This is a genomic window from Butyrivibrio proteoclasticus P6B7 (genome assembly GCF_000622085.1).
Taxonomy (GTDB): domain Bacteria; phylum Bacillota; class Clostridia; order Lachnospirales; family Lachnospiraceae; genus Butyrivibrio; species Butyrivibrio proteoclasticus_A.
Genome location: NZ_JHWL01000035.1, coordinates 1 through 21,781, shown reverse-complemented (window position 1 = coordinate 21,781; position 21,781 = coordinate 1). Strand labels below are relative to the sequence as shown.

Below are 21,781 nucleotides of genomic sequence, written 5' to 3'. Positions count from 1 at the left end.
TATGAGAAAAGTACCTCTACGAGTAATTCTTACTTCAATTATTGCCATTGCACTTATCGTAGTAGCAGTTATCTTTCTCAAAAAGCTGGCAATAAACAAGAAGTTTGTACAGGATTATAATGCAGGAGTTTTTAATCTTGAAGAGGAATCCAAACTCCTTAAAATGAACATATTTGAGAGCTACAAGCCTTACTACAACTTAGGTAATGTTTATTACAAGAAGGGCGATTACAACTCAGCGATTGCCAACTATGAGGACGCTCTTAAGAACAAGCCTACTGAAGAGGACGAGTGCCTTATCAGAATCAATCTTGCACTTGCTATGTGCAATACAATTGATTTCCAGAAGCTTGATTCAGATGAAAAGATCCAGACAGCTCTTTTTGTTCTCTATAAGGCGAGAGATGTTCTTACAGAGAAGGGATGTGCTTCTGCAGAGGGACACGATGGTCATAATGCGGATGCACAGCAGCTTAAGGAAGACATTGATAAGATGATCGAGAAGCTTGAGAATCCTGATCAGCAGCAACAGCAGCAGGACCAGCAGGACCAGCAGCAGGACCAGCAGGACCAGCAGCAGGATCAGCAGGATCAGGAAGATCAGCAGGATAGCGGCGCAAGCAATAACGACAAGAAGGAAAAAGAGAAACAGAAGGAACTGGAAAAACAGCGCGAGAAGTCACAGCAGGAGCGTAACAAGGAGCAGCAGGAGCAGGAGAACCAGAACGGCGGCAAGAGACCAGGCCAGGATAGTGAAGGCGAAGGTAACCAGTCACAGAATGGTGGCGACGGCGGCGAAAACGGTGATGGCGGTGAAGGCGGCGGATCTGTTAATCCTTGGTAATGATAATATAGTTAAAAAAGGCAGGTGTTTAAGGCACCTGCCTTTTTGCGCCTGAACCATGGTTTTCTTCAAAACATTATAATTTAGGGGGTTTTACGTGTATACTATATAATGTATAATAATATTGGAAAATAGGAATATTTTGTGGTCAAGTTACGAGGGGGTAATAATTATGACTAAGAGACTTAAATCACTTATAAGTGTTGCGGTCACTATGCTTATGGTGCTTACTATAGCACTGGTTGTTCCTACTAAGATCCAGGCGGCTGAAATGACCTTTTCTGGTACAGTTTCAGATGCAACAACCGCCGATAAGATCTATCTTTCTACCAGTGGGGGAACTGTTGAGATCAAGATCGACAGTGATACTGATACTTCAAATGCCAAGTTTATATTGCCAGGTAATTCCTTAACTGCATATTGCTACAGAGCAAGCGATGAGTACTGGCACGCCAGCAAGCTTGTTGGCACAACAAGTGCAGGAAAGGTTTCTGTAGATAAATCATCCCAGGCTACCGTTAAGGGCACAATTGCAAAGGGAACTTCAGAAGAACTTTTGTATCTTGTGGTTGATAATGGTACAATGCAGATTAAGATTGATGACGACACAGACGTTTCCGGCGTTAAGATCATGATCATTGGTAAGACTGTTCAGGTTGTATGCGCAAGAGGCTCTGATGCCTATATGCATGCCCTTTCTATAACTGATGTGGGCGGAAGCTATTCAACTTCTACATCTTCAAGTTCTTCATCATCAAACGGCGGCGTTACAGGTACCGTAGAAAAGGGAACTACTTCATCAATCCTTTACCTTTCCACAAGTGGTGGTACAATGGAATTTGTCCTTGACCTTGCAACAGATGCAAGTGGATGCAGAGTTCTTATGCCAGGTGAGTCAATCACTGTTAATTTCTACAGAGGCGCAGATGCTTGGAATCACACTTCTAAGATCGTTAATAACTCATCCAAGGCAGCAGCTGAGGTTACTCTTGATGCAAACAGTAAAATTACTGTTTCTGGTACCGTAAGCTATGAGACCAATGAGAATACACTGTATCTTGCAACAAGCGGTGGAACAATGCAGATCAAGCTTGATTCCGCTACCAACTTCTCAAGATGCCCTGTAATTCTCCCAGAGAGAAATATTCAGGTTGTTTGTGAGCGAGGCTCGGACGAATATTACCACGCAGTTTCTATTGTGGCTAACTAATATCTAGGAGGAAAAGAACTAATGGCACAGAATCCAATTGTGACTATTACAATGGAGAATGGTGATGTTATAAAGGCTGAGCTCTATCCAGAGATTGCACCTAATACTGTTAACAACTTCATTTCTCTTATCAACAAGAAATTTTATGATGGACTTATTTTCCACAGAGTAATAAGTGGCTTCATGCTTCAGGGTGGAGACCCAGAGGGCTCAGGAATGGGCGGCCCAGGATATGATATCAAGGGTGAGTTCTCATCAAATGGCTTTAAGAATGATCTTAAGCACACAGCGGGAGTTCTTTCAATGGCAAGATCTATGATGCCTGATTCAGCAGGTTCACAGTTCTTTATCATGCACAAGAATGCTCCACACCTTGACGGTGACTATGCTGCATTTGGTAAGGTAACAGAGGGCATGGATGTTGTTGATAAGATTGCAGCAACAGATACAGACTGGAACGATCGTCCAGTTAATGACCAGGTTATGAAGACTGTTACAGTTGAGACCTTCGGTGTTGACTATCCAGAACCAGAAAAGATGTAATTACCCCTAACCACTACATTGACACATTAAATATAAAACACAAATTTGTCCTAACGGGCAGATTTGTGTTTTTGCTAATAAGGATATAAAGGAGCTACAGCGCATGAGGACAATATTAGTAGTTAATGATGACGGAATAGGCGCAAATGGAATACAGAGGCTTGCAAAGGCTTTGACCAAATACGGCAAAGTGTATGTGATAGCACCGGAAAAGGAGAGAAGTGCAGCTTCCCACAGTATCGTTTTTAGAAGACCAATAGCCGTGGAGCCCTATGACTTTCCTGTGGAGGGCGTAACAGCTTATACCTGTGATGGTCAGCCAGCAGACTGTGTAAGGCTTGGGTGCTTAGCTCTTTTACCAGAAAAGCCTGACGTGGTGTTCTCTGGCATTAACCATGGCTACAATGTGGGAACTGACATCCAGTATTCAGCCACAGTTGGTGCGGCCTTTGAAGCAGATTACCTTGGATGCCACGCTGTTGCCGTTTCTGAGGGTATGTTTGATGCTAATGTTGTGACTGATGCATATCTTGATGAGATTATTGCCAAAACTATAGATATGGAGGTTCCAAAGGGTTATATTATTAATGTGAATGTTCCAGACGGCGACTTGTCTGAGATCAAGGGATTTAAGACTGGAGTGACCGTCGCTAGAGAATATTTCCATGAGGACACCTATACCAAGGTGGAGGAAATGGAAAATGGCGGCATGAAATTCGAGGTTTCAGGAGTTCTGGTGAATAACGTTATACCGGGAACTGACTATGAGGCTGTTTTTAACAAATATATTTCTGTTGGAGTCGTTAGTAATATTGGGGTAGATACTACGTTTTCTGTATAAGGAGGATGGCTATGATCAACATTGAATCTTTATCATCTTTTTTGGTTTACGTTGTTATTTTTGGGTTTATTATTCTCAGATTGGTTAAAGGAAAAAATAATGCAAACAGAAATGTGAGCGGCGGAAGAACTGTAGTTAATAATCCTTCTTCTATGCCACATACTCATAGAGAACCTGGTTATCATGACACATATAACAGAAAAACCCCTTATAATACCGCTGGTGCTCAGCCTCATGTTCATGAGACTCGCAAGTATAAATCTATGGCTGATGCATCACAATTACCTAAAGGTTATATACTTCTAAACGGCGAACCGGTAAGGGTTGCAGACCTGGAAGGAAAATAAAGTTTTGGGGTAAAATACTACTTTACAACACTAAATCACTATGCTATAATTTCCTTCGTTGGTGCTCTTAGAAGAGCCAACATAACTGAATAGGGGAATCATACAATGGCTAGTATGCCGGTCTCCAAAACCGCTCATGCGGGTTCGAATCCTGCTTCCCCTGTTTTAACAAGAAGACTGCAATTCAGATGGTTTCTGGATTACCAGTCTTTTTTGTTTTTGTCTTTTTACCATCAGTTTCCACTTCCATTTTATCCCCCAAAATAGTAAAATAGCAGGGTATGGATTTATTTGAGTATATGAGAGAAAACAATAAGGAAAAAGAGTCTCCGCTTGCAGCAAGAATGCGCCCCAGAACCCTTGAAGAGGTGGTTGGGCAGCAGCATATAATTGCTAAAGACAAGCTTCTTTATCGTGCAATAAAGGCGGATAAGCTTAGCTCCATAATTCTCTATGGCCCGCCTGGAACTGGTAAGACCACTCTTGCCAGAGTTATTGCTAATTCCACCAAGGCAGAATTTACCCAGATAAATGCCACAATCGCTGGTAAGAAGGACATGGAAGAAGTGGTCAAAAAGGCCAAGGACAACCTTGGCATGTATGGTAAGAAGACCATTCTTTTCATCGATGAGATACATAGATTTAACAAGGGACAGCAGGATTATCTGCTTCCATTTGTTGAGGATGGCACTGTGATACTGGTGGGTGCCACCACAGAGAACCCTTATTTTGAGGTTAACGGAGCTTTGATCTCCAGATCCGTCATATTTGAGCTTAAGCCACTGACTTCGGAGGATATCAAAGTTCTTTTACAAAGAGCTGTAACTGACAGTGAGAGAGGCATGGGCGCCTATAAGGCAGTCCTTGAGCCTGATGCAGAGGAGTTCCTTGCGGACCTGGCTGATGGAGATGCAAGACATGCTCTCAATGCTATTGAACTCGGAATAATGACAACGGAGCGCAGCGAGGATGGACTTATCCACATCACCAAAGAGGTGGCAGAGGAGTGCATTCAGAAGAAGGTTGCGCGATATGACAAGGATGGTGACAATCACTACGACACCATCTCAGCCTTCATCAAGAGTATGAGAGGTTCTGATCCGGATGCTGCGGTTTATTATCTGGCCAGAATGCTCAATGCTGGTGAGGACCCCAAATTCATAGTTAGACGCATGATGGTTTGTGCCTCCGAGGACGTAGGTAACGCAGATCCACAGGCTCTTCAGGTTGCTGTTGCTGCATCTCTTGCAGTTGAAAGGCTTGGAATGCCAGAAGCCCGAATCACATTGGCCCAGGCAGCCAGCTACATTGCTTCGGCACCTAAGAGTAACGCTGCTATTTGTGCAATTGATGATGCTATGGCTACGGTGAGGGAGACAGGCAATCTTCCTATTCCGCCACATCTTCAGGATGCTCACTACAAGTCAGCACACAAGCTTGGACATGGCATCGGATACAAGTATGCTCACGATTATCCCAACAACTATGTCAAGCAGCAGTATCTGCCATACGAGCTTAATGGCAAGGAGTTCTATAATCCATCTGGAAACGGATATGAACTCAAGATTAAGGATCACATGAAGAAGTTAAAAGAGTCTTCAAAGGACCAATAATTATAGATTAGGAGTACAGTACCCCAATGACCAAGAAGAAGCGTAAGATGCATACCGGGAAGAAAGCCCGCCAGAACAAAAGAACAGTAGTCCTGACAGGAATAGCCGCAGCAAGTGCGCTTGTTTTTGTTATCGTGTTGGGAGTATGGATGCTTATTACAGGCAGGAATGATGGCTCAAGTCAGCAGGCAGCCATATTTGAGTCTTCAGCTGAGACAACTGCCACTAACACACAGATTTCTGAGTATATCAATGACAATGTGGTTGGCAACATCGTTAAGGCAGGTAAGACAGTTACCGATTCCCTTAAGGAGAGACCTGCCACAGTTGATATGACAGCTGAGAATCAGTCAACCTTTGCCACAATCGCCAGCTGCCTTATCGAGGATTCCTCCAATGTTGTGGTTTCTGTCACATCCGAGGGGATCCCATCCAGTGACGATAAGTACTATTATCTTTTCGAAGAGGCTATTTATGAGGACGGACTCACAGAAGAGTCTGAGCCTATAGCCAAGGTTTATAAGAGCGAGGACACATCCTTTAAGGTGGCTCTCAATAAGGGAGCAGCAGATACAAGGCTCTTTTCCAAGTTTGCAGTTGGAGTTAAGCTTGATGGACAGTATGTGGCTATAAGCCATGCCCAGTACATCACTAATCCGGGAGGCTGCGCAGGCTACAGCTACGGCGGTATGCCTCATGATTCCATTAAGGGAATCCTTCCTGATCCACTTCGTATTGGCGAACTTCAGGAACTTGGCGTTAACTATGCGACTTACAATATTCCTCTTGCACACATTCTTGTGCCTTCAGGTGGAATATCTTATACATACGGCGGAGTTACATACCATTTCAATGCCCAGATCATGAATGACTATGACAACCTCTTTAAGAGGCTTAATTCTATGGGAATTGATGTGGCAGCCATTATTCTTAATAACGCCAGCCCTTCAACTTATCCGGAGTTCACTCATCCAAGTGCCAGAAGCGGATCAACAGCTCCTTACTACATGTTCAATGCAACAAGTGACGGCGGAGTTAAGGCCCTTGCTGCTGTAGGAAGCTTTTTGGCCAACAGATATTCAGGATCTGGCCACGGTAACGTAAGTATGTGGATCATCGCCAATGAGGTCAATGCAAGAAAAGAGTATAACTACATGACCTACACTGACGTTACCACCTACACAACTGCTTTTACCAGAGCCTTCAGAGTGTTCTATAACGCAATTAAGAGTCAGAATAGCAGCGCTAAGGTTTATATCCCTATAGATCAGCGTTGGACCATCAACAATGAAAAGACAGGTGACTACGACGCCAAGGATGTCCTTGATATCTTTGCCACTCAGATCAATGAGTACGGCAATATCGACTGGGGACTGGCAGCTCACCCTTATTCATATCCAAACGGCAACACAGCCTTTTGGAAGGACTCCAAGTATGTTAATCACACTTCAACATCTCCTGTTATCACCATGGAGAACATTGAAGTTCTCACCAACTACATGCAGCAGGATTTCATGCGTGATACATCAGGCAATGTGAGATCAATCATACTTAGTGAGATCGGATATTCTTCTACTTCAGGTGAGACCCTTCAGGCAGCGGCTTTTGCCTACGCCTACGTCAAGATGGAAAAGAACGGTTACATCGATGCTCTTATGTTCTCGAGACAGACGGATGCAGGCGATGAGATAGCGGCTCTGGGGCTTGCCCTGGGACTTCAGACTACAGGTGGTAACCACAAGTACATATGGAACGTGTTCAAATATATAGATACCGATAAGCGAAGTGAGGTTATAGCATTTGCTTATGACATTGTGGGTAAGACGTTCTAGGTGGATTACTGATACAAATATCCCAGATTTAATTATCTGATATATACAAGTAGCAAAGTGTTCTAGGAGGAGAATATTATGACAACTGCAGAGAAAGCATTACAGATGCACGAAGAGTGGGGCGGTAAATTAGAGACCGTATCCAAGGCACAGGTTAAATCCAAAGAGGATCTTGCAATAGCCTATACACCAGGTGTTGCTGAGCCTTGTAAGCTGATAGCAGAGGATAAGAGCCTTGCTTATAAATACACTATTAAATCAAACACCATTGCGGTTGTCTCAGATGGCAGCGCTGTTCTTGGCCTTGGTAACATTGGACCATACGCAGCCATGCCTGTTATGGAAGGTAAGGCAGTTCTTTTCAAAGAGTTCGGCGGAGTTAATGCAGTTCCTATCTGCCTGGATACTCAGGATACAGAGGAGATCATCAAGGCTGTAACCTATCTTGCTCCTGGCTTTGGTGGAATCAACCTTGAGGATATCTCAGCACCAAGATGCTTCGAGATCGAGGAAAGACTTAAGGAGAAGCTTGATATTCCAGTATTCCACGATGATCAGCACGGAACAGCCATCGTTGTTCTTGCAGGTGTTATCAATGGTCTTAAGGTAGTAGGCAAAAGAAAAGAAGACTGCCGCGTAGTTGTTAATGGCGCCGGAAGTGCTGGAATTGCCATTACCAAGCTCCTTCTTAGCTACGGCTTTGAGAACGTTATTATGTGTGATAAGTATGGAATTCTCAGCAAGGCATCAGCAGATCTTAACTGGATGCAGGCTAAGATGATGGACGTTACCAATAAGGCTGGTGAGACAGGAACCTTAGCAGATGCTCTTAAGGGAGCTGATATCTTCGTTGGTGTTTCTGCTCCTGGAATTGTAACTAAGGAAATGGCAGCAGCCATGAATAAGGACGCCATCATGTTTGCTATGGCCAACCCTGTACCAGAGATTATGCCTGATCTTGCCAAGGAAGCTGGCGTAAGAGTTATCGGAACAGGAAGAAGTGACTTCCCTAACCAGGTTAACAACGTGCTTGTATTCCCTGGAATCTTCCGAGGAGCTCTTGAAGGCGGCGCTAAGCAGATCACTGAGGAAATGAAGCTTGCTGCAGCTACAGCTCTTGCAGGACTTGTAAGTGATGATGAGCTTAACGATGAGAACATCCTTCCAGCAGCCTTTGATCCACGCGTTGCTGATGTTATCTCTGCAGCAGTTAAGGATCATATCAGACAGTAACTATATTTTTTAATCAGAGGAATTAGTTAGTGAGTTCAAAGTATTTAGCATTATATAAGATGATAATTCTGTACATGCTTAAGAGGTGCGATGTGCCTCTTAGCAAGTCACAGATATATGATTTTATTTTGGAAAAAGAATATACTACCTTCCTTACTCTTCAGGAGGTGTTCAGTGAGCTGGCCCAGTCTGAACTTGTTATTGAGAAGACTGTTGCCAACAGAACATATCTTGAGATTACAGAACAGGGTGAGGAGGCTCTTGGCTTTTTTGGTAACAGGCTCAACCCTGCCATTAAACAGCAGATAGATGAGTACCTTAAGACCAACAGCATGAGACTTCGAAATGAAGGCGCCATCATGGCTGATTACAAGAAGGCTGGAGAGAGCGATTACACAGCTAATCTTTATGCCAAGGAAAATGGTAAGAGCCTTGTGGAGATCAGTCTCTCTGTTCCTACAGAGGAGATTGCCCAGAGCGTCTGCGACAACTGGAAGGAAAAGAACCTGGAGATCTACCAGTATCTGGTATCACAGCTTATGTCCGAGTAATTCTGCCCTTATCCATCGCAGGTATCTCTACCAGATGTAGATGCACCAAGAATAAACATAAATTACCAAATACATACATTTATAATTTAATGCCTAACTCCTAGAATAATTTATATAAGGAATTATTGGGGAGGAATGTGGCATGAAGTATGGGTATTTTGATAACGCTAATAGGGAATACGTAATTGACAGGATCGACCTGCCAACATCCTGGACAAATTATCTTGGAGTTGAAAAATTTGCCACAGTCATAAATCATACTGCTGGCGGCTATTCATTCTATGAAAGCCCTGAATATCACAGAATCAGCAGATTTCACGGAAACAGCATACCCATGGACAGACCTGGATACTATGTCTATCTAAGGGATGCTGATTCTTCCGATTATTTCACTATATCTTGGCAGCCAGTTGCCAAGGCACTTGATAAAGCTAAATACACCTGTAGACATGGTCTTTCATACACCGTATACGAATGCGAGTATGATGGGCTTAAATGTTCACAGAAAATGTCTGTTCCACTTTCGGAAAATGTCCTTCTTTGGGATGTGAGAGTTAAGAATACAAAAGACATTCCAAGGAATCTAAGTATCTTTTCATATCTTGAGTTTTCATTCCATTCAATAGCTGTAGATAATCAGAATTTCCAGATGAGCCTTTATTGTGCAGGCTCTTCCTATGAAGATGGAATAATCGAGGAGGACCTTCACTACGAGCCAGACGGATTCCAGTTCTTTACAGCAAACTTTGATCCTGATGGATACGACTGTGAGAGAGATATCTTCCTTGGCATGTATCACACAGAGGATAACCCTGTGGCAGTGGAAAAGGGATGCTGCTCATCCTCAGAGCAGAAGGGCGGAAATCACTGTGGAAGTCTGCAAAAGAACTTTACCCTGTCACCAGGAGAAGAAGTGCGATTCATTTTCATGCTGGGTGAGGGAGACAGGAAAGAAGGAAAGCGTGTAAGAGAAAAGTACAGTGATCCTTCAAATGTGGATAAGGCCTACGAAGAGCTTAGGTCCTATTGGGATAAAAAGCTAAATAAGCTTGTGATAGATACACCAAGCGAAGGCATGAACACTATGATCAATACCTGGACTTTGTACCAGTCTGAGATCAATGTCATGTTCTCAAGGTTTGCTTCCTTTATAGAGCTGGGCGGAAGAACAGGTCTTGGCTACAGGGATACAGCCCAGGATGCCATGACAATTCCTCATTCCAATCCTGAGAAGTGCAAAGAGAGAATAATGCAGCTATTAAATGGCCTTGTTTCTGAAGGCTACGGACTACATCTTTTTGACCCGGCCTGGTTTGAAGAAGAGAAGGAGTCAGATGGCTTTAAGTCTCCAACTGTTATTCCTGTATCTGAAAAGGACAGGATTCATTCAAGGGAGGATGCCTGCGCAGATGACGCGCTGTGGCTCGTTCCTTCTATAACTGAGTACATTAAAGAGACAGGAGACCTTGATTTTGCTGGTAAAAAAGTTCCTTACGCAGATGGCAAGGAAGGAACAGTCTATGAGCATATGACAAGGATCCTTGATTTCTCTGAGAAAGAGGTGGGTCAAAACGGCGTGTGCAAGGGCCTTAGAGCAGACTGGAATGACTGCCTTAATCTTGGAGGCGGCGAAAGTGCTATGGTTAGCTTCCTTCACTACTGGGCTATTAGTAATTTTATAGAGCTGGCACAGATTCTTGGAAGAGAAGCGGATGCAGAGCACTATAAGGCAGTGGCAGCAAAGGTTTCCAAGGTTTGCGACGAAGTCCTTTGGGACGAAGAGTGGTTCATCCGTGGAATCACCAAGAACGGCAAGAAGATCGGCACCAACAAGGATGAAGAGGGAAGAGTTCATCTTGAATCCAATGCCTGGGCGGTATTATCCGGAGCAGCCTGTGGACAAAAGGCTCAAAAAGCCATGGAGGCTGTGGATAAATATCTTTTTACAAAGTGGGGAATCCTACTTAATACACCACCTTACACCAAGATAGATCCGTCAATTGGCTTTATTACCAAGGTTTTCCCAGGACTTAAGGAAAATTCATCTGTCTTTTCACATCCAAATCCATGGGCCTGGGCAGCAGAGTGCGTACTTGGAAATGGGAACACAGCCATGAAGTTCTACGACGCCCTTTGTCCTTATTATCAGAACGACAAGATAGAAACAAGAGAAGCAGAGCCCTATTCCTACTGCCAGTTCATTATGGGACCTTCCCACAAGCAGTTTGGAAGAGCAAGGCACCCATTCATGACAGGTTCTGGGGGCTGGGCATATTTTTCCGCCACAAGATATATCCTGGGCATCAGGCCTTCCTATGACAGGCTTGAGATAGATCCCTGCATACCGGATTCCTGGGATGGCTTTAAGGTCACAAGAACATGGCGTGGTGCAGAGTATGTAATAGAGGTTACCAACCCTTCCCATGTTCAGAAGGGGGTAAAAGAGCTAACATTTGATGGCGCAGTTGTGGATAGAATCCCTGTCTGTGAAAAGGGGACAAGCCATCAGGTTAAGGTAGTTATGGGGTAAAGAAAGAGCATATTCTTTAGGAGGAAGAGAAATGATCAAATTTGGCACAGGCGGATGGAGAGCCATAATCGGCGATGAGTTTATCAAAAGCAACATTCAGCTTCTGGCAAAGGCCATGGCCTATAAGATGAAGGATGAGGGCGTGGCTGGTAAGGGGATTGTCATTGGCTATGATAGACGATTCTTGTCCAAGGAAGCTATGCAGTGGTCTGCGGTTGTATTTGCTAAAGAGGGGATAAAAGCATATCTTATCAACAAATCCGTTCCAACTCCTGTGGTAATGTTCTATGTTATGAAGCATGAACTGGCTTATGGTATGATGGTAACTGCCAGTCACAATCCAGCTCTTTATAATGGAATAAAGGTATTTACAGCTGGAGGAAGAGATGCGGATGAGATACAGACAGCCCAGATAGAGAAGTATATCCAGAAGATGGAGGAGCTGGGCCCAGTGGAGAGCCTTGAATATGCTGATGCCAGAGACAAGGGCCTTATCAATGAGATATATCCACTTAATGAATACATCGACAACATAATCGAAAGAATAAACATGGATGCAATTAAGGAAAGAGGCCTTAGAGTGGTGCTAGACCCAATGTACGGTGTAAGTGAGACCTCCCTTAGGATTACCCTTCAGACTGCAAGATGCGAAGTTGAGACCATCCATGACAGGCATGATACTCTCTTTGGAGGTAAGCTCCCTGCACCTAATGCAGCTACACTTCATCAGCTTCAGAACGTGGTGGTGGATGGACACTATGACCTTGGAATTGCCACAGATGGAGATGCGGACAGAATTGGTATAATTGATGATAAGGGCAGATTCCTTCACCCAAATGAGATCATGGCTCTTTTGTATTACTATCTTGAGGAATTCAAGGGCTGGAAGGGCCCGGTAGTAAGGAATATCTGTACAACCCATGTTCTTGACAGAATGGCTGAGAAATACGGTGAAAAGTGCTATGAAGTTCCTGTGGGCTTTAAGCATATATCTGCCAAGATGAATGAGACTGACGCAGTTATCGGAGGCGAGTCCTCCGGAGGTCTTACCGTAAGGGGCCATATAAAGGGTAAGGACGGCGTGTACGCAGCTATGCTCCTGGTGGAGATGCTGGCGGTCACAGGTAAGAAGATGTCTGAGATCATAGAAGACCTTGAACAGCAGTATGGCAGGATTGCCATGGAAGAAAACGACTACCATTTCACCCAGAAAAAGAAGGAAGAGATTATGGATAGACTTCTGGTTAAGAAGGAGCTTCCTGAGCTTCCATATGAGGTTGAAAAGGTCAGCTATCTTGATGGCAGCAAGGTATACTTTAAGAATGGCGGCTGGATCATCGCAAGATTCTCAGGCACAGAGCCACTTCTAAGGATCTATTCGGAGATGCCGGACACAGAAGATGCCAAGAAGCTTTGCAAATTGTATGAGGAGTTTTTAGATCTGAAAAATGAACAATAAAAGAATGTTTGATACTCTCCATCCCGGATTCTTAGAACCAGAGCATCTGTCCCAAATTTCAAGTGGTCAGGACTACGATGAGATGGTTCTTTTCCTTAAGGATTATGAGGAGAATAAAAAATTATACAACCCTGAAAATATAGAGTATGATTATTACAAAGGGGACTTTGATGCCTTCCTGACGGCAGTTAGAAAGGTAGATGAGTCCTGGGCTGACATATACAAACCCTCCGACAGAATCTACTGCGGCTTTTATAAAGGAGAGGTTGTCAGCTTTTGTCTGATTGAAGATATGGGGATTTATGAAGAAGGTGGAATATCTTACAAGGTTGGGGGACCGGGATGCGTTGGGACGATACCAGACTTCAGGAAAAAAGGCATTGGCCTTAAGATGATCGACAAGGCCACCTGCATTCTTAAGGATCTGTCCTACGACATAAGCTATGTACACTATACAGGCGTTGCTTCCTGGTATTCCAAGCTGGGATACAGAACTATCCTTAGATGGAATAAAGAGGGTAAATGGGAAAGCATTGGGGACTAAGTAAAATAAAGAGAGAACTGTTTGGGGATAAGCTGGGCTTATCCTCCTTGCAGCGCTCTCTTTTTCTTATTTTTATGGCTTCCTGGATAATTCCCATCATAGTTCTTTCTGCATTTATCTTCATACAGTACCAGCAGGCCTATGCCAACAGAACGGAAAGAGAAATGGCGGGCCAGGCCAAGGTGTCTGGAGTTCTTGTTAAGAGTAAGATCGACGATGCCATAAGTAAGCTCTACAAGGTGTCCACCGGTGGTGAGTGGGAGAGAAAGTCAAGAAGGGACAACTTTATTGTCTGGGCCAGATCAGAATTAAATAGGAAGTTCTACATGGATGGCCAGTTTTCCTGCGTTGCACTGTATGTGGAGGATGACACCTCCCCCAGCGCTTATATTGGTAAAAATGGCTACGAATATGAAACTTATGTGGGAGAAGTGGAGCCCATCGTCCTTGAAGATCTGGATAAAAAAGAGAAAATGACTAGGATAGTGGTGACAGACAACAAGATCTATCTTGTACAGAATCTCTTTTACACAACCTACGACAGGCGCTACGCCACAATCGTAGCGGGTCTTGATGTGGACAAGCTCCTTGCTGATATTCCGGTGGGACCTGCCAATGAAGTATATATTTCTTTTAACCAGGAAAAAGAGCTAATATCCTACCAGAACACAGAGGAAGAGCTAAAGGGTAATAAAAAGAACGTGCTGGATTATCTGATGGCGGGAAATGACGTGTACAGAGGGAAGTTCTACTACATACTTCTTAACGGCAATTATTATGATGGCTGCAGATACGCGGCCACTGGAAGAAACTACGAGATGCAGCTCTTTTACCTGGAGAACGTAAAGGACCTGTACTTCGAAATCTCCAGGATCAATATAATCGTGTTTATCACCATCATAGGTATGATGCCGATCATGCTGCTTTCGTACTATTACATGAAGAAGAACACTGAGTATACCCAGAGGATGATGACCAAGGATGCTCAGATTGCGGCTCTCCAGGCCCAGATCAATCCCCATTTCCTTAATAACACGTTGGAGATGATGAACTGGCAGGCCAGAATGGCAGGAGATATGGAGACCAGTAAGATGATCGAGGCCCTGGGAACGGTGCTGGATTCTGGTATTAACAGGGACAATGACAAGCTGGTGAGACTGGCGGATGAACTCAGGTGCGGAGATGCCTTCCTATATATCATGAGTATGAGGTTCGGAGAAAGGCTTAAGGTTGAGAAGATCATAGATAGCTCCACCCTTGGAACCTACGTGCCGCAGCTGATATTACAGCCTATCCTTGAAAACGCCATAAAGCACGGTGTTGAAAGTATTAGCAGGGGTACGGTGTGGCTCAACATCTTTGAAGAGAAGGATGATCTTATCATCGACGTTATAAACACGGGAAAAGAGGTTTCTGATGAAGAGGTGGACAGAATCAGGAAGATAATAAGCGGCGAAATGAAGCTTAACAGGGGAGAGCCTGGGACACACACTTCTATTGGAATCTACAATGTCAACAAGAGAATTGAGCTTATTTTTGGAGAGGACTACGGACTTAGCGTTAATAAAGATGGCGAAAACAAGATGCAGTTTAGGATGGTTATGCCTATAAGCAAAGGGGAATAATATGAAAAAGGTGGTTATCATCGACGATGAGCCCATTATTGTGCAGGGGTTATCTAAGAGCGTTGAATGGAATAAGTACGGGTGCGAGGTTGTGGACACAGCAGGAAATGGTGTGGATGGTAAAAGAGTCATCGAAAAACATCATCCAGACATTGTTTTCCTTGATATCTGCATGCCACAGATGGACGGCCTTACCATGATCGCAGGCCTAAAGTCCGAGTATTCCGATATGCAGATTGCGATTCTGACTGGCTTTAGAGATTTTGAATATGCTAAAAGAGCTCTCAATCTGGGTGTCAGCAGATTCCTATTAAAGCCCTCCAACATGGAGGAAATTGATGAGGCTATTTCTTTTATGGTATCTAAATCCAACAAGGAGAAGGGGATGCCCTACGACCTGGAGGAGGAACAGGAGCCAGAGGAGAAGGCAGCAGATAACTTTATTGTGAGAAACGCTCTTAATTATTTAGAAGAACACTACAATGAGAAGATTCTTTTATCCGATGTGGCGGACAAGGTTTATGTGAGCCAGTGGCATTTAAGTAAGCTCCTTAACAAGGAGACGGGTAAGAACTTCTCCGAGATATTAAACACAGTCAGAATCAAGAAGGCGGAAGCTCTTTTACAGGATCCATCCAAGAGGATCAGTGACGTGGCCGAGGAGGTGGGCTTTTTGGATGTGGCCCATTTTTCAAGGGTGTTTAAGAAGGTAAAGGGCATATCTGCCAACGAATATAGAAATCACACAAAATGATACAAAAATGAACAAGATGGTGCCGTGACTTAGAAATTTGCAAATCCTACAATATATTTAGATAAGCAAAAAGGGGGTTTGCAAATGTCTAAGAAACGTTCCAGCTTAAAGAAAACACTGCTTCTGACAAGCATGGTTTTGCCAGGAGCGCTTTGGTTTTTCTTCTTAAGATATCTTCCTATGGTGGGAATAGTTCTTGCTTTTAAGAACTATAAAGTCTATCCCAAGAATCCAACATTCTGGAACAACTTAATACATTCGTCCTGGGCGGGCCTTAAGAATTTCGAATTTCTTTTTGCTACCACAGATTCATGGGTCTATATCAGGAATACCATTGGCTACAACGTGCTGTGGATCGTGCTGGGCCTGATCATTGCAGTTGCCTTTGCTATCATGCTCAACGAGCTTACCACCAAGTTTGTGGCTAAGACCTATCAGACTCTTATGTTTTTCCCGTACTTCCTTAGCTGGGTTGTGGCAAGTTACTTCCTGCTGGCTTTCCTGGATCCTACAAGGGGACTGGTGGACCACTTCCTGGTATCAAAGGGACTGGAAAAGATCGACTGGTACAACTCGCCGCAGTACTGGCCCTTTATTCTTACAATCTGTAACCTTTGGAAGAATATAGGATATTCCTCAATTCTTTATCTTGCGGCCATTACTGGAATAGATACTTCCCAGTACGAGGCAGCAGCCATAGATGGAGCCAGCAAGTGGCAGCAGGTATTCTATGTTACCATACCGAACCTACGACCAATGATCTGCATTCTTCTTATTATGAATGTGGGTAAGATCTTTAATTCTGACTTTGGTCTGTTTTATACAGTTCCACTTAATTCGGGATCTCTTTTCTCTGCAACACAGGTTATTGATACCTATATTTACAGGGTTCTGACGGCCACCAACAATATCGGAATGTCTACAGCCGGAGGCCTTTTGCAGAATGCGGTAGGTTTTGTCTGCATTATGATCGCCAATAGAGTGGTAAAAAAGATAGATGAGGACAGCGCACTGTTCTGATGGGAGGGGAAATGGCTAAGAAAAGAAGGATAAATTCTATATCTGTTCCGGCAGAGATCATTTGTCATATCATTCTTATACTGTTCTGCCTTCTGTGCATCGTACCCTTTATATTTGTGGTCATAATCTCTTTTACATCTCAGGAGAGCATAAGGGCTATTGGATATTCCTTTATTCCAAAGTCCACATCTCTGGAAGCCTACAACTATGTGTGGAGACTGGGAGACCAGCTTTGGAGGTCCTATTTTAACAGTTTTTTTATCACAATAGTTGGAACCTTCCTTACGATGCTGATCACAATTCTTTATTCATACGCACTTTTTAGGAAGGATTTTAAATTCAGGAAATTCTTCACCTTCTGGGCATTCTTTACAATGCTGTTTGGAGGCGGTCTGGCACCTACCTACGTTGTGTGTAAGACAGTGCTGGGACTTTCTGATAGCTACGCAGCGGTCATCGTCCCGATGCTTCTTAATCCCTTCAACATCATTGTTATGAGAACCTTCTTCCAGAGCTCAATTCCTGAGGAGCTTATAGATGCGGCATCAATCGATGGCTCGGGAGAATATACCACACTGTTCAGAATCATTATCCCGATTTCAAAGCCTGGAATAGCTACGGTAGGTCTTTTATCAGCTCTTGCTTACTGGAATGAGTGGTTCATCCCGATGCTCTACATAAGGGATGCCAAGTTCTATCCGCTGCAGTACCTGCTAATGCAGATGCAGACCAAGGTGGATTTCCTTGTTAAGAACTCCTCCATGATCGGAGCGGAGGCCAGCAACATTGTAAGTGACCTGCCTTCGGATTCCCTGAGAATGGCCCTGGTCGTACTTATCATAGTGCCTATCGCCTGCGCATACCCATTCTTCCAGAGGTACATTGTTTCAGGCCTTACCATTGGATCCGTTAAGGGATAAAAGAGCTATAGCATCAGTTAATGATGTTAAAGATACACGAAAAGTGTTTTAATTAAAAAAGGAGGAATCTATGAAGAAGAAACTATTGGCAGTATTGTTATCATGTTCTATGGTGCTGGCTACATTTGGCTGCGGTGCTTCAGGCGGCTCAACAGGTGGCGATACAACGGGTGGTGATAGCGCTGGTGCTACAGAAAATGCGCAGAGTACTTCTGGGGAAGCTTCTGGTGGCGCAGAGGTTGTGGATGCATCAAGTCTTGAGCCTGTTACTCTTAAGATGTATTTCCACGGCAGCAATGTTACCGATGACAGCAAGGTAATGGAAGAAGTTAATGCATACCTTCAGGAAAAACTCAATGTTACTCTTGAGCCTATCTGGGGAACCTGGGGTGACTTCGATCAGAACGCAGTTCTGGCTCTTCAGGGCGGCGATGATATTGATATTTACTTTACCTGCTCCTGGAGTGCAGATGAGTACAATAAGTTTGCAAGAGATGGCTACTGGGTAAGACTTGATAATCCTGAGAACAACCTGATCGAGAAGTATGGACAGGATCTGTGGAATCTTTTACCTGAGGTTCTTATAAACGGTGCTACCATAAATGGTGCTGACGGATACGGTGTTTACGCTGTTCCTGGTTATAAGGATATTGCTACACAGAACTGCTGGGATGTTAACGTAGATCTTTTGGAGAAATACGGATACACACTGGATGACATCAAGAATACTGACTACTACGGATTTGAGGAAATCTTAAAGACCGTTAAAGAAGGCGAAGGCGACGATTTCTATCCACTTCTTATTGAGGGTGCAGTTCTAGAGAGAATGGTAACTAACTCAATCATCATCACTGGTGATAGCGGAACTGGTAACTTCATGTCCTTCTACATTGATCCTACAGACGTTACTAAGGCAGGACCTTATGGCGAGAAGATCATTAACAAGTTCGCAACTGATGAGTTCAAGAAGTTTGTAGAGCAGACAAGAAAGTATTACCTCGAGGGATTCATTGATCCAGCAATGGGTAACAAGAATCAGGCTAACGATACAAGAACAGCTAAGCAGCTTTCAGGCGAGTACCTTATCGGAACACAGTCCTATTCACTTGGATATGAGCTTCAGGCTTCACAGGAAAGAGGAATCCACGTAGAGATGGTTCCTTGCACAGACGCTTATGTTGATACAACATCTTCACAGGGTGCTATGATGGCTATTTCTACAGCTTCCAAGAATCCTGACAGAGCAATGATGTTCCTTAACCTCCTTAACACAGATCCTACACTTATGACACTTCTTAACTATGGTGTTGAGGATGTTCACTATACAAAGAACAGTGATGGCACAATCACATTTACAGATAAGAGAGCAGATTACCAGCCTTGGACAAACGGTGTTGGTAACGTAACAATCCTTCCTCCAACAGAGGCTCAGGGACTTGATTTCTGGGATGGATTTAAGGCATACTACGGCGAAGCTAAGGAGATCCCAATTCTTGGATTTGCTTATGATTCTTCACAGATGGAATCACAGATGGGTGCAGTTGCTAACGTTGTTGATGAGTACATGCTTTCACTTTGCACCGGTACTGTAGATCCTGAAGAGAAGCTTCCAGAGTTCCTTAAGAAGCTTGAGGACAATGGAATTGATGCTATCCTTGAGGATGCTAACAGCCAGCTTGAGACATTCATGGCAGCTAAAGGGCAGTAATCAGACCTGGTAAAAGAGCTATGAATTAAAGCGATATGAATAAGTGCATTTGAATCTGGTAAACAAAAAGGACAAAGGGCTATTAGCTCTTTGTCCTTTATCAAATTAAAAAAGCTGCTGACGGGAATCGAACCCGTGACCTCCGCACTACCAATGCGACGCACTACCGACTGTGCTACAACAGCTTGGACTTCATTAGTCACAAAGGATATTATAGCAATAGCGTGTGGGAGTGTCAATGAGAAGTTATTTGGTTGCTTGAAGAAAAAGCTAATAAAAAAATGAGTAAAATGATCTTGCATTGTTCAAATGCATCCCGGATTGCTGTTTTATTAATATTGGGATGCGTGGATACGTATTCAAGATAGAATTTTTAAGGATGAAATAAGCTTTTTTACCCAAAAGATAGTAGAATATAAAATACAAAATAGAGAAAACATGAAAAAGAGACATGTAAGGAAAAAAGAAATATAGATATTCGGGAGAAGTTATTTTTAGATGCATTTTACTGAGGAAGAGTTTAATAAAAGATATAAAAGTAAGAATAAGTTTTGTATTGGACTGGGAATTACCTATTCGATAATCACGCTGATTATGGCCTTTTGTGGCTGTGCAATTCTTTCAGACACCTTCACGGTATATGGCTTTGTATTGACGAGCCTTACTGTCATAGTTCTTTTAGCAGCGTCCATAAGACTGATCATCGTTGGAAGAACAAAGAGCGCTTTGGACTATGTAAGTGGCGAATACCATATTCCAAGTAAAGCGGCCTTTATTATATTTATAGTTATATTCACATGGGTTATTGTATTTGAGGCCTTTATATCAATTGCCTTTGCGTCCTTTGGTGATGAAGACCCAGTATTCGGACCTTTTATTTTTACAGTAATGTGCGTGATGGTGTACTTTAACGTTGTTTTTGCCGAGAACATTAGGTTTGCCATGGTTATAAAGCATGGACTGGATATCATTTACGTAACCTACAAAAATGAGGTTAAGCATGGTTTCTTACCACACCCTGCAGAGGATTATGTTCAAAGGGTTGTTGGATTTGGGGAGAGTAAGCCCTTGAATTTTGGACATGGTGTAAATAACAATCAAGGTGCAAAGGACGTTATGAGGACCATGAGTTTTAAGGGCGCTCAGGATGAGCCTTATGATAGTGCCAGCGAATGGGATGATGACCTTGAGGAAATCAGAGCTATTGAGTCTGTCAGGGTCATGAAAATAGTGGGATATATCTGTTTGCTTTCGCAAATTGTTGTTATAGCTTTAAGGTTCTATGGGGTTATAGATATTAAGAGCTCTGTGCTCGTCCTTATATTTGCTCCATTGCCATTAGTTCTTTACCCACTTATTCTTCCTAAATTTGTATCCTGGGTAAAGCCAAAAGAACTTACTGATTCAATCGCTAAGCAGGAATATGTGCAGACTCATTACAATATGTCAGCTATTCCAGCTGTGGTCATAGGTACAAGCTGTCTGTTCCTTCTTTTGATGTATTTTTACAGAATGCCCATAGTAAAGGGAATTAAGACTATTGTATATATTTGGGCAGCAGTTGCTTTGATTTTTGGAGTTATTTGTGCTATCAGAACAAAAGTGAGCTGGAGAAACAGAGGTTTCTTTTTCTCTGTCTGGACTTTTTTTGCATTTTGGGCAGCCTTTTCTGTTTATGGACTTTGTTACTATGGAAGCGCTCCTGCAATCCATGAGCCTTGCACCTTTGTTTCTAAGGAAAAAGTGGATGATGATCCCCTTAGCAGCTATGTGACAGTGGAGCTACAGGATGGAACACATTTTGAGTGCCTTGTTTTAGATGATCTGTATGAAAAAGCTGAAAACGTAGAGCTGGTGGTATGTAGAAATGTAAACGTCAATGAAAAAGTTTACCACTCGCTAACGAATTAGTTTACCACCCCGCTAGCGAAAAACTTTACCATTTTATCCTTTTTCGCTGGTGAATAAGTTTACCAGCAGCGCTATCGAAAAAGTTTACCACCAACGCTACCGAAAAAGTTCATCACCAAGTCTCTTGTTATGGGGAACACCGCAATAGCAGCATTCCCCGGGTTACTTTAGTTATAAAACATAGTTTTCAAATGGCAGATCCTCATCAAGACGAGCCTTGTGGGCATGAGCTTTAAAGTATTCAAAGTCTTCTGTAAGTCCCTTCCATTCGATATAGTCACTAAGGTATTGCCTCT

The 21,781-nt window shown here is 43.2% G+C and carries 18 protein-coding genes and 2 tRNA genes; 19 read left to right on the top strand and 1 reads right to left on the bottom strand.

Annotated elements, in window-relative coordinates:
- Position 1: 1 nt before the first annotated feature.
- From T541_RS0115160 to T541_RS0115075, 18 genes are all read left to right on the top strand, one after another.
- On the top strand, positions 2-844 hold the full coding sequence (locus T541_RS0115160; protein ID WP_026653489.1) for a tetratricopeptide repeat protein: 843 nt from the start codon (positions 2-4) through the stop codon (positions 842-844).
- 172 nt (positions 845-1,016) lie between these two features.
- Positions 1,017-2,054 (top strand): hypothetical protein, encoded by a 1,038-nt coding sequence (locus tag T541_RS0115155; RefSeq protein WP_034467492.1) that lies wholly within the window; start codon positions 1,017-1,019, stop codon positions 2,052-2,054.
- 21 nt (positions 2,055-2,075) lie between these two features.
- Positions 2,076-2,597, top strand: a complete 522-nt coding sequence (locus tag T541_RS0115150) for a peptidylprolyl isomerase (protein WP_026653487.1) — start codon at positions 2,076-2,078, stop codon at positions 2,595-2,597.
- 103 nt (positions 2,598-2,700) lie between these two features.
- Positions 2,701-3,438 carry a 5'/3'-nucleotidase SurE gene (gene surE / locus T541_RS0115145; RefSeq protein WP_026653486.1) on the top strand — a complete coding sequence of 246 codons (738 nt, stop codon included), beginning with the start codon at positions 2,701-2,703 and terminating at the stop codon, positions 3,436-3,438.
- Between the two features lie 11 nt (positions 3,439-3,449).
- Positions 3,450-3,785 (top strand): hypothetical protein, encoded by a 336-nt coding sequence (locus tag T541_RS0115140; protein ID WP_026653485.1) that lies wholly within the window; start codon positions 3,450-3,452, stop codon positions 3,783-3,785.
- A 91-nt stretch (positions 3,786-3,876) separates the two neighbouring features.
- Positions 3,877-3,948 (top strand) — tRNA-Trp (locus T541_RS0115135).
- A 118-nt stretch (positions 3,949-4,066) separates the two neighbouring features.
- Positions 4,067-5,398: a replication-associated recombination protein A gene (locus tag T541_RS0115130; protein WP_026653484.1), complete on the top strand. Its 1,332-nt coding sequence runs from the start codon at positions 4,067-4,069 to the stop codon at positions 5,396-5,398.
- A gap of 26 nt (positions 5,399-5,424) precedes the next feature.
- On the top strand, positions 5,425-7,230 hold the full coding sequence (locus T541_RS0115125; RefSeq protein ID WP_026653483.1) for a DUF5722 domain-containing protein: 1,806 nt from the start codon (positions 5,425-5,427) through the stop codon (positions 7,228-7,230).
- A 78-nt stretch (positions 7,231-7,308) separates the two neighbouring features.
- Positions 7,309-8,463 carry an NAD(P)-dependent malic enzyme gene (locus tag T541_RS0115120; RefSeq protein ID WP_026653482.1) on the top strand — a complete coding sequence of 385 codons (1,155 nt, stop codon included), beginning with the start codon at positions 7,309-7,311 and terminating at the stop codon, positions 8,461-8,463.
- A 29-nt stretch (positions 8,464-8,492) separates the two neighbouring features.
- Positions 8,493-9,014 (top strand): DUF4364 family protein, encoded by a 522-nt coding sequence (locus T541_RS0115115; protein ID WP_026653481.1) that lies wholly within the window; start codon positions 8,493-8,495, stop codon positions 9,012-9,014.
- A 142-nt stretch (positions 9,015-9,156) separates the two neighbouring features.
- Positions 9,157-11,544: a GH36-type glycosyl hydrolase domain-containing protein gene (locus tag T541_RS0115110; protein ID WP_026653480.1), complete on the top strand. Its 2,388-nt coding sequence runs from the start codon at positions 9,157-9,159 to the stop codon at positions 11,542-11,544.
- 31 nt (positions 11,545-11,575) lie between these two features.
- A complete protein-coding gene (locus T541_RS0115105) occupies positions 11,576-13,003 on the top strand; it encodes a phosphoglucomutase/phosphomannomutase family protein (protein ID WP_026653479.1) in 1,428 nt (475 codons plus the stop codon).
- Entirely contained in the window at positions 12,993-13,547 is a 555-nt protein-coding gene (locus T541_RS0115100; RefSeq protein WP_026653478.1) for a GNAT family N-acetyltransferase, read from the top strand. The genes T541_RS0115105 and T541_RS0115100 overlap by 11 nt, the downstream gene beginning before the upstream one ends.
- On the top strand, positions 13,526-15,172 hold the full coding sequence (locus T541_RS0115095; protein WP_026653477.1) for a sensor histidine kinase: 1,647 nt from the start codon (positions 13,526-13,528) through the stop codon (positions 15,170-15,172). Before T541_RS0115100 ends, T541_RS0115095 begins: the two co-directional genes overlap by 22 nt.
- Before the next feature lies 1 nt (position 15,173).
- Positions 15,174-15,926, top strand: coding sequence for a response regulator transcription factor (locus T541_RS0115090; RefSeq protein ID WP_026653476.1), 753 nt, complete (start codon positions 15,174-15,176; stop codon positions 15,924-15,926).
- An 84-nt stretch (positions 15,927-16,010) separates the two neighbouring features.
- Entirely contained in the window at positions 16,011-16,946 is a 936-nt protein-coding gene (locus tag T541_RS0115085) for an ABC transporter permease (RefSeq protein WP_026653475.1), read from the top strand.
- 11 nt (positions 16,947-16,957) lie between these two features.
- The gene (locus tag T541_RS0115080) at positions 16,958-17,866 is read left to right on the top strand and encodes a carbohydrate ABC transporter permease (protein WP_026653474.1); all 909 of its coding nucleotides are present in this window, start codon (positions 16,958-16,960) and stop codon (positions 17,864-17,866) included.
- A 70-nt stretch (positions 17,867-17,936) separates the two neighbouring features.
- The gene (locus tag T541_RS0115075; protein ID WP_026653473.1) at positions 17,937-19,574 is read left to right on the top strand and encodes an ABC transporter substrate-binding protein; all 1,638 of its coding nucleotides are present in this window, start codon (positions 17,937-17,939) and stop codon (positions 19,572-19,574) included.
- 112 nt (positions 19,575-19,686) lie between these two features.
- On the opposite strand, the gene T541_RS0115070 is transcribed toward T541_RS0115075, so the two are convergent.
- Positions 19,687-19,759: transfer RNA gene (locus tag T541_RS0115070), tRNA-Thr, on the bottom strand.
- A gap of 313 nt (positions 19,760-20,072) precedes the next feature.
- On the opposite strand from T541_RS0115070, the gene T541_RS0115065 reads away from it, so the two are divergent.
- Positions 20,073-21,485: a hypothetical protein gene (locus T541_RS0115065; RefSeq protein WP_026653472.1), complete on the top strand. Its 1,413-nt coding sequence runs from the start codon at positions 20,073-20,075 to the stop codon at positions 21,483-21,485.
- The last annotated feature ends 296 nt before the right edge of the window (positions 21,486-21,781 follow it).

Coding starts and splice junctions, on each gene's coding strand:
- T541_RS0115125 (WP_026653483.1), top strand. CDS start 5,425: ATGACCAAGAAGAAGCGTAAGATGCATACCGGGAAGAAAGCCCGCCAG.
- T541_RS0115085 (WP_026653475.1), top strand. CDS start 16,011: ATGTCTAAGAAACGTTCCAGCTTAAAGAAAACACTGCTTCTGACAAGC.
- T541_RS0115080 (WP_026653474.1), top strand. CDS start 16,958: ATGGCTAAGAAAAGAAGGATAAATTCTATATCTGTTCCGGCAGAGATC.
- T541_RS0115140 (WP_026653485.1), top strand. CDS start 3,450: ATGATCAACATTGAATCTTTATCATCTTTTTTGGTTTACGTTGTTATT.
- T541_RS0115100 (WP_026653478.1), top strand. CDS start 12,993: ATGAACAATAAAAGAATGTTTGATACTCTCCATCCCGGATTCTTAGAA.
- T541_RS0115150 (WP_026653487.1), top strand. CDS start 2,076: ATGGCACAGAATCCAATTGTGACTATTACAATGGAGAATGGTGATGTT.
- T541_RS0115110 (WP_026653480.1), top strand. CDS start 9,157: ATGAAGTATGGGTATTTTGATAACGCTAATAGGGAATACGTAATTGAC.
- T541_RS0115120 (WP_026653482.1), top strand. CDS start 7,309: ATGACAACTGCAGAGAAAGCATTACAGATGCACGAAGAGTGGGGCGGT.
- T541_RS0115155 (WP_034467492.1), top strand. CDS start 1,017: ATGACTAAGAGACTTAAATCACTTATAAGTGTTGCGGTCACTATGCTT.
- T541_RS0115090 (WP_026653476.1), top strand. CDS start 15,174: ATGAAAAAGGTGGTTATCATCGACGATGAGCCCATTATTGTGCAGGGG.
- T541_RS0115075 (WP_026653473.1), top strand. CDS start 17,937: ATGAAGAAGAAACTATTGGCAGTATTGTTATCATGTTCTATGGTGCTG.
- T541_RS0115095 (WP_026653477.1), top strand. CDS start 13,526: ATGGGAAAGCATTGGGGACTAAGTAAAATAAAGAGAGAACTGTTTGGG.
- T541_RS0115105 (WP_026653479.1), top strand. CDS start 11,576: ATGATCAAATTTGGCACAGGCGGATGGAGAGCCATAATCGGCGATGAG.
- T541_RS0115160 (WP_026653489.1), top strand. CDS start 2: ATGAGAAAAGTACCTCTACGAGTAATTCTTACTTCAATTATTGCCATT.
- T541_RS0115130 (WP_026653484.1), top strand. CDS start 4,067: ATGGATTTATTTGAGTATATGAGAGAAAACAATAAGGAAAAAGAGTCT.
- T541_RS0115065 (WP_026653472.1), top strand. CDS start 20,073: ATGCATTTTACTGAGGAAGAGTTTAATAAAAGATATAAAAGTAAGAAT.
- surE (WP_026653486.1), top strand. CDS start 2,701: ATGAGGACAATATTAGTAGTTAATGATGACGGAATAGGCGCAAATGGA.